General features: G+C 46.1%; 12 protein-coding genes. 10 read left to right on the top strand and 2 right to left on the bottom strand.

The window, feature by feature from the left end:
- Window positions 1-15 precede the first annotated feature (15 nt).
- The gene (gene glnD, locus L5M71_RS02880) at window positions 16-2601 is read right to left on the bottom strand and encodes a bifunctional uridylyltransferase/uridylyl-removing protein GlnD (RefSeq protein WP_263206329.1); all 2586 of its coding nucleotides are present in this window, start codon (window positions 2599-2601) and stop codon (window positions 16-18) included.
- Window positions 2602-2634: 33 nt separating this feature from the next.
- Window positions 2635-3465, bottom strand: coding sequence for a type I methionyl aminopeptidase (gene map, locus L5M71_RS02875; RefSeq protein ID WP_226058787.1), 831 nt, complete (start codon window positions 3463-3465; stop codon window positions 2635-2637).
- A gap of 283 nt (window positions 3466-3748) precedes the next feature.
- On the opposite strand from map, the gene rpsB reads away from it, so the two are divergent.
- The 10 genes from rpsB (at window position 3749) to L5M71_RS02825 (ending at window position 14300) form a co-directional block, all read left to right on the top strand.
- Complete coding sequence (gene rpsB / locus L5M71_RS02870) at window positions 3749-4477, top strand: 30S ribosomal protein S2 (protein ID WP_028760607.1); 729 nt, start codon at window positions 3749-3751, stop codon at window positions 4475-4477.
- A 120-nt stretch (window positions 4478-4597) separates the two neighbouring features.
- Window positions 4598-5449, top strand: a complete 852-nt coding sequence (tsf, locus tag L5M71_RS02865) for a translation elongation factor Ts (protein WP_028760606.1) — start codon at window positions 4598-4600, stop codon at window positions 5447-5449.
- A 68-nt stretch (window positions 5450-5517) separates the two neighbouring features.
- Complete coding sequence (gene pyrH / locus L5M71_RS02860) at window positions 5518-6255, top strand: UMP kinase (RefSeq protein ID WP_006080981.1); 738 nt, start codon at window positions 5518-5520, stop codon at window positions 6253-6255.
- Between the two features lie 21 nt (window positions 6256-6276).
- A complete protein-coding gene (gene frr / locus L5M71_RS02855) occupies window positions 6277-6834 on the top strand; it encodes a ribosome recycling factor (RefSeq protein WP_012088724.1) in 558 nt (185 codons plus the stop codon).
- A gap of 81 nt (window positions 6835-6915) precedes the next feature.
- A complete protein-coding gene (locus L5M71_RS02850) occupies window positions 6916-7743 on the top strand; it encodes an isoprenyl transferase (protein WP_028760605.1) in 828 nt (275 codons plus the stop codon).
- A 20-nt stretch (window positions 7744-7763) separates the two neighbouring features.
- Window positions 7764-8621 carry a phosphatidate cytidylyltransferase gene (locus L5M71_RS02845; RefSeq protein ID WP_105249720.1) on the top strand — a complete coding sequence of 286 codons (858 nt, stop codon included), beginning with the start codon at window positions 7764-7766 and terminating at the stop codon, window positions 8619-8621.
- 4 nt (window positions 8622-8625) lie between these two features.
- Window positions 8626-9816 (top strand): 1-deoxy-D-xylulose-5-phosphate reductoisomerase, encoded by a 1191-nt coding sequence (gene ispC, locus L5M71_RS02840; protein WP_263206327.1) that lies wholly within the window; start codon window positions 8626-8628, stop codon window positions 9814-9816.
- 39 nt (window positions 9817-9855) lie between these two features.
- Window positions 9856-11226: a sigma E protease regulator RseP gene (rseP, locus tag L5M71_RS02835; RefSeq protein WP_173245843.1), complete on the top strand. Its 1371-nt coding sequence runs from the start codon at window positions 9856-9858 to the stop codon at window positions 11224-11226.
- A gap of 31 nt (window positions 11227-11257) precedes the next feature.
- Window positions 11258-13738 carry an outer membrane protein assembly factor BamA gene (gene bamA, locus L5M71_RS02830; RefSeq protein WP_131523800.1) on the top strand — a complete coding sequence of 827 codons (2481 nt, stop codon included), beginning with the start codon at window positions 11258-11260 and terminating at the stop codon, window positions 13736-13738.
- A gap of 64 nt (window positions 13739-13802) precedes the next feature.
- Window positions 13803-14300: an OmpH family outer membrane protein gene (locus L5M71_RS02825; protein WP_028760600.1), complete on the top strand. Its 498-nt coding sequence runs from the start codon at window positions 13803-13805 to the stop codon at window positions 14298-14300.

The raw sequence follows: 14300 nt of genomic DNA, 5'->3' as shown, positions 1-14300 counted from the left end.
CTCCCACTGGTCTTGTTAATTAACTGATTCGATATTCTTTGCACTCAGGGCACTGATTAAAGCGTCCCTGAGGGTATTCTCTTGGGTTTCGTTAAGTTGCAAGCCATCATTAGTCTGCAGCATAAAAAAGTCTTCGGCTCGCTCACCAATGGTGGTGATTTTGGCCGCGAGTAATGTTGTGTTGCAACGGTAAAAGATATCCCCAACTTTTGCCAGTAATCCTGGCGAATCTAAGGCGATAAGCTCCATCATACTTGTACCATGACGACTGCTTTCGAGGAAACTCACTTGTGTCGGCACATTAAAAGGTTTCATCTTGCGCGATAGTTTTCTAAAGCGCGGCAGTTTTGGACTGTCGCTCGACAGGGCTTTCTCAAGCGCCTTACGGATACTTTGGATGCGTGAAAGCTGGCTAACGGGCTCACCATCCTGCTCTAAGATCACAAAGGTATCGAGGGCATAATTATCTTTTGACGTCATGATGTTGGCATCATGGACGTTGATATTTTTATTGTCGAGTACCGCCATCACAGTTGCGAACAATTTAGGTCTGTCTTGGCAATAGACAAATAGCTCAGTACCACCACGGGTGGTGTGTTTGGACACTAAGACTAAAGGCTCATCCTGTTGTTTGTGCTTTAAAATCGCTTCGGCGTGCCACGCGACTTGATTGGGCTGGTGGCGTAAAAAGTAATCTGCCTTGAAACGTTGCCACAGGGTATCGAGATCTTTCTCTTTCAGTCCACGGCGCAGCAGTTCTTTTTTCGCCTTGGCTTGGTATTCACGTACTCTGGCACGAATATCGACGGGTTTTTCTTTACCGCGGGCGAGCACCCTTTGGGTCGAAAAGTACAAATCGCGCAGCAGTGAGCCTTTCCAGTTGTTCCAGGTTTTTTCGTTGGTGGCGCAGATATCGGCGACGGTTAAGCAGTACAGATAGCTTAAATGCACGGCATCGCGGACTTTATTGGCAAAGTCGGCCACCACATCGGGATCGGAAATATCACGGCGCTGGGCGGTGACAGACATCACTAGATGATTCTCAACCAGCCAAGCGACTAGACGGCCATCGTGATCGTTTAACCCGTGCAGCTTACAAAAGGCGAGGGCATCGCTTGAGCCTAGTTTACTGTGATCGCCACCGCGGCCTTTGGCGATATCGTGGAAGATAGCGCCTAATACCAGTAAGCCCTTTTTCGGCAGTTGGTTGATCAGAATCGAGCCTAAGGGAAATTCTTCCTTTTGTTCGGCTTGGGAAAAACGCTCGATATTGAGTAGTAATCTGTGGGTGTGTTCATCGACCGTATAGGCGTGAAACAGGTCAAACTGCATCTGGCCTTCAATATTTCGCCATGCGGGTAGATAGGCCGATAACACACCGTGTTTATGCATTAAAGACAAAGCAACAATGCCGCGAGGGTGGCGCAGAATTTCCATAAAGGCTTGGCGACAAAGCGGGTTTTCTTGCAAGGCTTGAGATTGCGCGCGTCTTGCTCGGCGCAGCGAACGCAGTGTTGGTGCGTAAATGCCTTTGATGTTGGAGTTTTTAGCGACTAACAAAAACAGCCGGACAATTTCTTCGCCACTATCGAAAAGGTCATCGCTTAGCGCTTCAATAAAAGTGCCGCGGCGCTGGTAGTGTTTATCTATCGATTGAATTTCTAAAGCTTTTGTGTGCCCCAGTGTTGCCCGTTTAAACAGCTGCAGCAACATTTCGTTTAGCTCCATCACTCGGCGTACCGTGCGATAGTAACGTTTCATCATTTGCTCAACAGCAAGCTGGGTGGCGTCTTCATACCCCATAAGCTCGGCAACTTGGCGCTGTACATCAAAGAGTAAGCGATTTTCATCGCGACCGACCACCATGTGCAGGGCAAAGCGTAACTTCCACAAAAAGTGCTGACATTCGAGCAGCTCTTCTAGTTCACCGGGCTCTAAAAAGTCGTATTGGACTAATTCTTCGAGGCGAGCGGCGCCAAAGTGACGCATGGCTACCCAAGCAATGGTTTGAATATCCCTAAGACCACCGGGACAACTCTTGATATTGGGTTCTAAATCGAAGGCACTGGCTCTGGCATGACGGGCATTTTGCTCATCCCGTTTTGCGATAAAAAAATCGCTTGAAGTCCAAAAGTCACTCTGACGAATCGCATCATAAAGTTGATCGAATAAAAATTCGGGCCCTTCGAGCAATCGTGCCTCTAACAGATTAGTGGCTATGGTGATGTCTTCACGGCCGAGAATAATCGTGTCGTTTAACGTACGGACACTGTGGCCGATTTCCAGATTGGCATCCCACAGAAAGGCAATAAACTGACTGAGTGCCGCTTCGGCGGCGGGTGACAAGATATCATTAAACAGGAACAGTAAATCGACATCTGAGTGGGGATGCAGCTCCCCACGGCCATAGCCGCCCACGGCAATCAGGGCAATATCATATTCCCTTAGACCGTGCTGTTCCCAAGCTTGCTTGACAAGGGCATCGACAAATTGACAGCGCTGCGTGACGAGCTCTTCAATCGGGGTTTTAGCCTTAAAACTGGCCAAAAGAATCTGATTCTGTTCGATTAATGATTGTTTAGCGAGCAGAGCTATATTCATCGAGTCCCTTGTTTTTATGTTTGTTAGTGTGGCCTATCGCTCGTGATTGATAATACGTGGGAAATCCTCATCCTCACGCAGGGTAAGTACTTCAACCCCTTTTTCAGTCACCAGTAAGGTATGTTCCCACTGGGCTGAATTTTTACCATCGGAGGTCGTTACCGTCCACTTATCATCGCGATCGAGTATGGTCGTGTGGCGACCGGCATTGATCATAGGTTCAATGGTGAAACACATGCCTGGGCGTAATACTGTGTTATCGCCGTTACGGTAATGCATAACCTGAGGTTCTTCATGGAAACCCGAGCCAATACCGTGGCCACAATAATCTTGCACGATGGAATATTTCTCAAGGCCTGTTTTACTTGCTTTGATGAATTTTTCGATAGTATTGCCAATTTCACCCAGTTTTAAACCTGGACGAACCTTACGAATAGCTAAATACAGGCTTTCTTGCGCTATGCGGCACAGACGTTTGTCCTTCGCACTCACTTCACCGATTAAAAACATCATCGAGGTATCGCCGTGATAACCGTCTTTAATCACTGTGATGTCGATATTGAGGATATCGCCTTCTTTCAATGGTGGGTTGTCGTTTGGAATGCCGTGGCAAATCACATGGTTTACAGAAGTACAAATGGATTTAGGAAAACCATGGTAGTTAAGCGGCGCCGAAATCGCACCTTGCTCTTCGGTATATTTGGCGCAGAGGTCATTGAGCTCATTGGTGGTCACGCCCGGTTTAACATGCGGCGCGATCATTTCTAATACCTGTGCGGCTAGTTTGCCCGCAGCACGCATTTTTTCAATTTCTTCAGCGGTCTTGATGACTATACTCATTGCGTTTTCTCTTGTGTCTTTAATGTCTGTTGGCCACGCAACCTAATGCAAAAATTTGTGCTTTAGGGCTATTTATGGTATAAAGCGCGCCGTTATGTTTAAGTCTTGGTGAATTGTCCAAGCCAGCTTTTGCGCTGCTTTGATACTTGCAAGACTAAAGATGGCGGCCATTATACATGGCTATTTGTCTAAATACTAAATCACACACGTGTCGACACATTCTTCGGGGTGCCCTCAGTTGTTATATAAGGGGTCGAAGACATGGGATACGTGGAGGTCTAACCCCCTAAATTTTAAGGTAATAGAAATGACTACAGTTTCAATGCGCGATATGCTTCAGGCCGGTGTCCACTTCGGTCACCAAACCCGTTACTGGAACCCAAAAATGAAGCCATTCATTTTCGGTGCTCGCAACGGTGTTCACATCATCAACCTTGAGCATACTGTGCCAATGTTCAATGAAGCGCTAGCTTTCATCAGCAACGTAGCTTCAAAGAAAGGTAAAGTATTATTCGTTGGTACTAAACGTGCTGCTGGCGAAGCGATCAAAGAAGCTGCTCTGTCTTGTGACCAGTACTATGTTGATCACCGCTGGTTAGGCGGTATGCTGACTAACTGGAAAACCGTTCGTCAGTCAATCAAACGTCTGAAAGAACTGGAAAGCCAATCAGTAGACGGTACTTTCGACAAGCTGACCAAGAAAGAAGCGCTGATGCGTACTCGTGAGCTTGAAAAGCTGGAAAAATCTTTAGGTGGTATTAAAAACATGGGCGGCCTGCCAGACGTATTATTCGTCATTGGTGCTGACCATGAGCATATCGCTATTAAAGAAGCTAACAACCTGGGTATCCCTGTTGTTGCAGTTGTTGATACTAACTCTGCGCCAGATGGTGTTAACTACATCGTTCCTGGTAACGACGACGCTATGCGTGCTATCCGCCTGTACACTTCTTCTGTTGCTGCTGCTGCAAAAGCTGGCCGTGGTCAAGATTTGGCTGTTCAAGCTGAGCAAGACGGTTTCGTAGAAGCCGAATAATAATAAGGCGGGATGATTATCATCACCCTTATTAACCAAGATTTTTGATTGGTTAACAGGGGCCATTCGGCCCCTGTTTTATATCTGCAAATTAGTCGATTTTTTATAGAGGATTTAACAATGGCAATTACTGCTGCCCAAGTTAAAGAACTGCGCGACCGTACTGGCGCAGGCATGATGGATTGTAAAAACGCTCTGACAGAAGCTAACGGCGACATGGAGTTAGCAATTGACAACATGCGTAAGTCTGGCGCTGCTAAAGCGGCTAAAAAAGCAGGTAACATCGCTGCTGACGGTACAATTCTGATCAAGAATGGCGAAGGTTTCGCTGCGCTATTAGAAGTTAACTGTCAAACTGACTTCGTTGCTAAAGATTCAAACTTCTTAGCATTCGCGAACGCAGTATTAGATGCCGCTGCTGCATCTAAAGTGACTCTTGAAGATTTAAAAGCACAGTTCGAAGATGCACGCGTTGCATTGGTAACTAAAATCGGTGAAAACATCAACATTCGTCGTGTTGAGTACATCGATGGTGCAAACCTATCTTCATACCGTCACGGTGAGCGCATTGGCGTTGTTGTTGCCGGTGAAGCTGACGAAGAAACCTTAAAGCACATCGCAATGCATGTTGCTGCTTCTAAGCCTGAATACGTGAACCCAGAAGATGTTCCTGCAGAAATCGTTGCAAGAGAACAAGCTCTGCAAATCGAAATGTCAATGAACGAAGGCAAATCGGCAGAGATCGCTGAGAAGATGGTTCTTGGTCGTATGAAGAAGTTCACCGGTGAGATTTCTCTGACTGGTCAAGCTTACATCATGGAACCAAAGAAAACTGTTGGCGAAATTCTGAAAGAGAAAGGCGCTAAAGTCACTAACTTCATTCGTTTAGAAGTGGGTGAAGGTATTGAGAAGAAAGAAGAAGATTTCGCGGCTGAAGTTGCTGCTCAAATCGCTGCTTCTAAAAAGGCTTAATCGCCAACGCTAAATACCCCCAAGACCGCGGCAATAGCTGCGGTCTTGTTATGACCAGGATAAAAATTATGAGCACCAATCCAAAACCCGCATTTAGACGCATTCTTCTTAAATTAAGTGGCGAAGCACTGATGGGCGACGAAGGCTTCGGCATCGACCCTAAAGTATTAGATCGCATGGCTCAGGAAGTGAAAGAGCTGGTTGAGCTGGGTATTCAGGTGGGTGTGGTTATTGGTGGTGGTAATCTGTTTCGCGGTGAAGGCCTAGCAAAAGCAGGCATGAACCGTGTGGTGGGCGATCACATGGGTATGCTGGCAACGGTTATGAACGGCTTGGCAATGCGAGACGCCCTGCACCGTGCCTATGTTAATGCTCGTCTGATGTCAGCTATCCCGTTAAAGGGTGTGTGTGATGATTACAATTGGGCTGAAGCGATCAGCTTGCTAAAATCTGGCCGAGTGGTTATTTTTGCTGCCGGTACAGGTAATCCTTTCTGCACGACCGATTCTGCGGCCTGTTTACGCGGCATTGAAATCGAAGCTGAAGTCGTATTGAAAGGCACTAAAGTCGACGGTGTATACTCTGAAGACCCAATGAAGAACCCAGATGCTGTTAAGTATGATGAAGTGACTTATGCGGAAATTCTGGAAAAAGAATTAAAAGTAATGGACTTAGCCGCCTTTACTATGGCGCGTGATCACGACATGCCTATTTTAGTCTTCAACATGAATAAACCTGGCGCTCTACGCCGCGTTATCATGGGTGAAGAAGAAGGCACGCTGATCAGAGCGAAAAAAGTTATTTAATGACCAAGAAGGACATTTAACGTGATTGAGAACATTAAGAAAGATGCGCAAGAGCGTATGGGTAAATGCGTTGACGCGACTAAAAACCAAATGGCAAAAGTGCGTACCGGTCGTGCCCACCCAAGCCTGTTGGATTCCATTCAAGTCTCTTACTACGGCACTATGACGCCACTAAACCAAGTGGCTAACGTGGGCGTTGAAGATTCACGCACTCTGTCTGTGACTGTGTTTGACCGTAGTGCTATCCAAGCCGTTGAAAAGGCTATTATGAGCTCTGATTTAGGTCTGAACCCTATGTCAGCTGGCGCGACATTACGTATTCCATTACCCGCGCTGACCGAAGAACGTCGTAAAGACTTCATCAAAGTGGTGCGTAACGAAGCTGAAAACGGTCGTATTGCTATCCGTAACGTGCGTCGTGATGCGATTTCTGAAGTGAAAAAGCTTGAAAAAGCTAAAGCTTGTACTGAAGATGATGTGCGTCGCAGTGAAGAAGAAGTGCAAAAGTTCACCGATGCTCACATTAAAAAGGTCGATGAGATTTTAGCGGCCAAAGAAATTGAGTTGATGGAAGTCTAATCTCAGTTCGATAAGCTAGAGTTGATGCGCCGTGTAGGGGTATACTACACGGCGTTTGTCTATTTTAAAGGGCTGTATTAGATGTCATCCACAGTGGAACTTGATCCGCACCCTAGGACGAGTGAGAGTGATTTATACACTCAAACGACCTTGCCGGGACAATTACCCGAACTCGTGAAACAGTCGTTACCTAAGCATGTTGCTATTATCATGGATGGCAATGGGCGTTGGGCACAAACCCAAGGTAAACCACGAGTGATGGGACATAAGGCTGGTGTTAAGGCCGTTAGAAGAGCCGTAAGCACGGCAAGCCAATTAGGCATTGAATCGCTAACCTTATTCGCATTTTCTAGCGAGAATTGGCGTAGACCCGATAAAGAAGTCAGCTTGCTGATGGAGTTGTTTTTTACCGTATTACAGCGCGAAATTAAATTGCTGGATAAGAATCAGGTTAAGCTCAACATTATTGGCGATATCAGCCGCTTTTCGGCGCGATTACAGAAGCAAATTGCTGCTGCCCAAGAGAAGACATCTCGCAATACTGGCTTGGTTCTGAATGTTGCGGCTAACTATGGTGGCCGTTGGGACATACTTCAAGCAGCACAAAAATTAGCGGAAAAGGTCGAAACTGGCGAAATGACCAGCAGTCAGTTCACCGAAGAAGCCTTAAGTGCACATTTGTGCATGCAAAATCAGAGTGAAGTTGATTTAATGATCCGCACGGGCGGGGACTGTCGCATCAGCAATTTTGTGCTGTGGCAGGCGGCCTATGCAGAATTGGTGTTTACCGACACCCTTTGGCCTGATTTCGATGAACAGGCTTTTCATGAAGCGATAGCCATTTTTGCAAGTCGCCAGCGCCGTTTTGGTCTGACTGGAAGTCAGATTGATGAGATGCGTGCATTGTAAAACCTCATGAGGGATTTTTTTTGCTAAAACAACGAATAATAACAGCAACTTGGTTAGTTCCATTAGTTTTAGGGGCGATATTTTTGCTCCCTGCCAGCTACTTCGCCTGGGCCTTAGTTGCCGTCTTCCTTATTGCAGCAAAGGAATGGGGAAGAATTATCGATAATCAGTGTGATGTCACCCAGTGGAGCTTTACGTTTACAGTCGGCATCCTATTGGTGGCAATTAATCTGATTGTGCCAATCGATGCAGTTTGGTTAAGCCATCAGTTACATCCTATTTATTTGGCCATTCTTTATATAGGCGCATTCTGGTGGTTAGCATCACTATTATTAGTGGTAACTTATCCTAAAAGCGCTAAGTTCTGGCAAAAGAATCCTATGTTTAAGTCCATGTTTGGACAGTTAACCTTAGTGCCTTGCTTTGTTGCTCTTATCGCACTCAAATCCATTAGCTCACAAACTTCACCCTATTACGGCCCAGTGTTAGTACTGTTAGTGATGTTGATTGTGTGGGCCGCGGATTCTGGGGCTTACTTCGTCGGTAAAGCGATAGGTAAAACGAAACTGATGCCTGCAGTGAGCCCTGCTAAAACCTTGGAAGGCCTAGTTGGTGGTTTAGTGACGACTATGCTCGTGGTTGCAGGTGTTATGTATTATTCGCCAGAGCAAGAACTGGGTTTAGTTGTGGCAGTGACCTTATTTGTTGCTTTAGTGTCAGCGCTGGGCGATTTATCTGAGAGTATGTTTAAGCGTGCGGCCTGTATTAAAGATTCTGGCACTATTTTGCCCGGTCACGGCGGCGTGCTCGACCGCATCGACAGCCTGACTGCAGCCTTGCCGGTGTTTACCCTGATCTACATTGCATTCTGGATGTAACGCTATGCAAAATATGGTGATTTTGGGTGCTACCGGTTCAATTGGTGCTAGTACCTTAAGCGTGATTTCGGCTAATCCATTGGCTTATAGCATCTATGGATTGGTGGCCAATACGAGCGTTGATAAGATGCTGGCTTTGTGTGTAGCCCATAAACCGAAAGTCGCGCATATGGTGGATGAAGAGGCTGCGAAACAGTTACGCGCCGTTTTACCCGCTGCGCTCAATATCCAAGTCACTACTGGCATGAACGATTTACTCGGTTTAGTGACGGCTGCTGAAGTGGATACTGTAATGGCAGCGATTGTCGGGGCGGCAGGGCTAGTACCAACCCTTGAAGCCGTGAAGGCGGGAAAGCGAGTATTACTGGCCAATAAAGAAGCTTTAGTCATGTCGGGTGAGTTGTTTATTGAGGCGACTAAGCGCTCTGGTGCTGTGCTATTGCCCGTGGACAGTGAGCATAATGCTATCTTTCAATGTTTACCCCTAGAAGTGCAGGCTAACCTCGGCCGTTGCGATTTAGCTGCGTCGGGTATATCCCATATTTTGTTAACCGGTTCTGGCGGACCTTTCCTGCGGTCGGAGCTTGCGACACTTGCGGCCATGACGCCTGCCCAAGCCTGTAAACACCCTAATTGGTCCATGGGACCTAAAATCTCTGTTGACTCCGCCACTATGATGAATAAGGGTTTAGAGTTCATTGAGGCGCGGTGGTTGTTTAACACTCAGGCTGAGCAACTTAAAGTGGTTATTCATCCGCAAAGCGTGATCCACTCTATGGTGCAGTACCGTGATGGTTCAGTTATCGCCCAAATGGGTAACCCAGATATGCGTACGCCTATTGCCCATTGCATGGCTTATCCGCAAAGAATTCATTCGGGCGTTGAACCTTTAGATTTTTTCAAAGTCGGACAGTTAAGCTTTTATGAACCTGATTTTGAACGTTTCCCCTGTTTGGCTTTGGCTATGGAGGCGTGTGCCCAAGGCCAAGAGGCAACAACCGTATTAAATGCTGCCAATGAGGTTGCTGTTGAAGCATTCTTGCAGGGGCAAATTGGTTTTACGCAAATTGCAAAAGTGAATGAGGCTTGTTTAGTCACTGTGCCTAAACGTCCTATGGGTAGTCTAGAAGATATTTTAGCCTTAGATGCGCAAACCCGCGTCTATGCGCGTGAGACATTAGCAAGCATCACTTAGCAATAGCTGAGTGATTAAATTTATAACGTAAGGAGTGGGATGTTAGATTTTTTATGGAACTTAGGTTCTTTCATCGTTGCACTGGGTCTGTTAATTACTGCCCACGAATACGGCCATTTCTATATCGCGCGACGTTGTGGCGTGAAAGTCGAACGTTTCTCCATTGGTTTTGGTAAGGCTATTTGGCGCCGTGTTGGTAAAGACGGCACTGAATATGTGTTAGCCATGATCCCCCTTGGCGGCTATGTCAAAATGCTCGATGAGCGTGTTGAAGATGTTCCCGATGAATTAAAAGATCAAGCGTTCAATCGTAAAACCGTATGGCAACGTATTGCGATTGTGGCCGCAGGTCCAATTGCTAACTTTATTTTTGCCATCGTTGCCCTGTATTTTATGTATCTGATTGGTGTGCCATCACTTAAGCCTGTGATCACCTCGACGATACCCGGGACTGCTGCTGCGCAAATTCAAATCACAGAGCCAATGCAAATAACGGCCATTTCCGGTCAGGCTGTGCGTAACTGGGAAGAAGTGAATTTAGCTTTAGTCGGCCACATAGGTGATGAAAGTCTGAGTGTATCGCTAACGCCATTGAATGGTTTGCAAGGTTTAGACTCTAGTGCGCGGTCTTATACCTTAGATACGCGTAATTGGCGTTTTGATCCTGAAAAAGAATCCCCGATTACGGCATTAGGGTTAGGGATTTATCGTCCCGAAATCGTCCCCACCATTGCTGCGATTAGTCCTGACAGTGCCGCTGCGAATAGTGAGCTAAAAGTCGGTGACACCTTAGTCGCAATAAATGGTAAAAATTATACTGATTGGCAGGCTTTTGTTGACATTATTCAACATTCTGCCAATGTGCCTGTGAGTTTAACAGTGCGTCGCAATGGCGAACAGTTTAATGTGGCAGTGACACCCTTAAGCAGTAAAAATGCCGATGGCCAAGAGATAGGTATGCTCGGGGTGAGCCCAACCCAAGCACAATGGCCAGACAATATGCGTTTACAACTTGAATATGGACCAATCGATTCTTTCGGTATAGCAGCAGATAAAACATGGCAACTTGTTGCTGTGAGCTTTAAGATGATTGGCAAATTATTTACCGGCGATGTGTCGGTGAAAAACCTGAGTGGACCCATTTCGATCGCACAGGGTGCGGGCAGTAGTGCAAACTATGGCTTGGTCTATTTTCTCGGGTTCCTCGCGCTCATCAGCGTCAATTTAGGCATCATTAACTTGCTGCCTTTACCTGTGCTCGATGGGGGACACCTGCTGTATTACTTTATTGAAGTAATAACTGGTAAACCTGTACCTGAAAAGGTGCAGGAAATAGGATTCAGATTTGGGGCAGCAATACTGCTGATGTTGATGAGCGTTGCGCTTTTCAATGATTTTGCCCGACTCTGAGCAAGGACAGACTAATAATTAGAAGTGCTCTATGAGATTGAATAAACTTTTTGCCTCGATGTTATTCGTCGGTGCGTCGTTTTCAGGGACTGTGTTGGCAGATACTTTCCAACCGTTTGAAGTGACCGACATCCAAGTTGAAGGTTTGCAACGAGTTGCACTCGGTGCTGCCTTGTTAAGCTTACCAGTAAAAGTAGGTGATACTGTTGACCAGTTAAGAATCCAGCAAGCGATTAAAAGCTTGTATGCATCGACTAACTTTGAAAATGTCTCCGTGAGTCGAGATGGCGGCGTATTAGTGGTGAAAGTCACTGAACGTCCCACCATCAGTGCCGTGACATTCGATGGCAACAAAGACATTAAAGACGAACAGTTACAGGAAAGTCTGGACGGTTCTGGCGTTAAAGTCGGTGAGTCGCTCGATCGTACTATGTTGACTGGTATTGAAAAGGGTCTGCAGGATTTCTACTACGGCGTGGGTAAATACGGCGCGAAAGTGGAAGCCCAAGTGATTAACTTACCCCGTAATCGGGTTGAGCTGAAATTTAAGTTTACCGAAGGTTTAGCGGCCGAAATCCGCCAAATTAACGTGGTCGGTAACAAAGAGTTCACCGATGCTGAACTGATCGGCATGTTGGAACTTAAAGATTATGTGGCTTGGTGGGATCTGTTTGGTGAGCGTCGTTATCAGAAGCAAAAACTGCAGGCCGATCTCGAGACCATCAAAACCTATTATCACAATAAAGGTTATATCCGCTTCGAAGTCACCTCGACTCAAGTGGCTATGACGCCTGACCGTAAAGGTTTATATATCACCATCAACGTAGATGAAGGTGAGAAGTATAAAGTTAAAGAAGTAAACCTGACGGGTGATTTGATGGGCCGTGAAGAGTTGATGAAATCAATTCTGCCAATCAAAGCGGGTGATATGTACAACGGCGGTGATGTGACTTTCACCGAAGAAATGTACAGCAAGTATTTAGGCCGCTTCGGTTATGCTTACCCTGAAGTGAAAACCTACCCTGAAATTGATGATAAGACTAAAGAAGTCACCTTAAACATCAATGTTAAACCGGGTAAACGTGTTTACGTACGGGCGATTAACTTCACTGGTAACACAGTGACTAAAGATGAAGTGATGCGCCGTGAGCTGCGTCAGATGGAAGGGGCTTGGTTAAACTCTGCGCAAGTTGAGCAATCTAAAGCGCGTCTTAACCGTTTGGGCTTCTTCGAAACCGTTGACACTGAAACTATTCAAGTGCCGGGTACTGATGACTTAGTTGATGTTGCGGTTAAAGTGAAAGAGCAGCCATCGGGCTCATTTAACGCGGGTGTCGGTTATGGTACTGAATCAGGCCTGAGCTTGCAGTTTGGTGTACAACAAAACAACTTCTTAGGTACAGGTAATCAAGCGGGTATTAGCTTGAGCACCAACAAGTACTCTAAAAACGTTAACTTATCCTATACCGATCCGTACTGGACAAAAGACGGTGTGAGTTTAGGCGGGAGCGTTTATTGGAGTGAGTTTGACGCCAATGAAGCTAACTTAGAACGCTATAAAAACAGTTCGTATGGTGTGGCGCTTAACTCGGGTTTCCCGATTAACGAATACAACCGTATCAATGGTGGTATTGGCTATCGTCACAACACGATTTCTGAGATCTCAGCTTATGAGCAGGCGCTGCGTTTCTATAACATCTATCGTGATGACGATCCAAACGCGGACTTAAGTTTCGATAACTTTGAACTCAGTCTGGGCTGGTATCGTAGCACCTTGAACCGTGGCACTTTCCCAACAGATGGCTCGTCCCAGCGTCTGAACGGCAAAATGACTTCGCCAGGGTCTGATTTACAGTATTTTAAGACAGACTTTGACACTAACTACTATTTCCCTGTTAACCGCAGTCAGAGCGTTGTGCTCTTGGCCCGTGGTCGATTAGGTTATGGTAACGGTTATGGTCAATTTAATGATAATGACCAAATTTTACCTTTCTGGGAAAACTATTACTCAGGTGGTAGTAGTTCGCTACGTGGCTTTAAGTCGAACTCTGTAGGTCCACGTTCATTCTATCTCTACCGAGGTAGTGAGCCGTGTGCACCGGATCCTTCGGGCGATGGCTGTAGCTTGCCTGGCGATCCTAATAGTATCCAAGTCAGTTCTGGCCGCTCTATCGGTGGTAATGCCCTTGCAACGGCAAGTATGGAGTTGATTGTACCAACCCCATTCCTGGATGAGGCTTACACTAACTCAGTTCGTACTAGCTTCTTCGTCGATGCGGGTAACGTCTGGGATACTGAGTTTGATTACGAGTCATATCAAACACTTCCGGCGGACGAGTTTGCTAAGTTACAAGACTATAGTGATCCAGCTCGCCTGCGCGCCTCTTGGGGCTTGAGTGTGCAATGGTTATCACCTATGGGACCTATGGTGTTCAGCTTGGCGTGGCCGCTTAAAGAATATGAAGGTGACCAAACGGAGATCTTCTCTTTCAATATTGGCAAAACTTTTTAAAAGGCATACACTCGGCAAGTTTTGCTGACAATAACAAGGTAACAAGGAGTTTATTTTGAACAAGATGGTAAATTGCGCGCTGATGACGTTAGTTTTGTTAGGCGCGCCGTTAGTGGCACATGCTGAGAAAATTGCCGTAGTGGATATGGGCGCTGTGTTTGAACAGCTCCCACAACGTGAACAGATCTCCCAATCTCTGAAGAAAGAGTTTGGTGATCGCGTAGCTGATGTCCAAAAAATGCAAGAAGAAATGCGTTCTCTGATGGAGAAGCAGCAACGTGATGGTGCATTAATGAACGATGCACAAAAAACTGAGCTGGTTCGTAAAATGGAATCGCTAAAATCTGAATATCAGTTAAAAGGCAAAGCATTGGATGAAGACCTACGTCGTCGCCAAGGTGAAGAGCAAAATAAACTGTTAGTTAAAGTGCAAAAAGCCATCAACACTATCGCTGAAAAAGACCAATATGATTTGGTATTACAACGTGGTGCTGTCATTTATGTTAAGCCTAACGCTGACATCAGTGGCAAAGTGGTTGAAGCCTTAAGCAAAGGCAAGTAA

This window comes from Shewanella sp. SW1 (genome assembly GCF_025653545.1).
Classification (GTDB): Bacteria; Pseudomonadota; Gammaproteobacteria; order Enterobacterales; family Shewanellaceae; genus Shewanella; species Shewanella oncorhynchi.
This window is presented reverse-complemented; position numbering and strand designations above follow the sequence as displayed.

Coding starts and splice junctions, on each gene's coding strand:
- L5M71_RS02850 (WP_028760605.1), top strand. CDS start 6,916: ATGTCATCCACAGTGGAACTTGATCCGCACCCTAGGACGAGTGAGAGT.
- tsf (WP_028760606.1), top strand. CDS start 4,598: ATGGCAATTACTGCTGCCCAAGTTAAAGAACTGCGCGACCGTACTGGC.
- rpsB (WP_028760607.1), top strand. CDS start 3,749: ATGACTACAGTTTCAATGCGCGATATGCTTCAGGCCGGTGTCCACTTC.
- glnD (WP_263206329.1), bottom strand. CDS start 2,601: ATGAATATAGCTCTGCTCGCTAAACAATCATTAATCGAACAGAATCAG.
- bamA (WP_131523800.1), top strand. CDS start 11,258: ATGAGATTGAATAAACTTTTTGCCTCGATGTTATTCGTCGGTGCGTCG.
- rseP (WP_173245843.1), top strand. CDS start 9,856: ATGTTAGATTTTTTATGGAACTTAGGTTCTTTCATCGTTGCACTGGGT.
- L5M71_RS02825 (WP_028760600.1), top strand. CDS start 13,803: ATGGTAAATTGCGCGCTGATGACGTTAGTTTTGTTAGGCGCGCCGTTA.
- pyrH (WP_006080981.1), top strand. CDS start 5,518: ATGAGCACCAATCCAAAACCCGCATTTAGACGCATTCTTCTTAAATTA.
- ispC (WP_263206327.1), top strand. CDS start 8,626: ATGCAAAATATGGTGATTTTGGGTGCTACCGGTTCAATTGGTGCTAGT.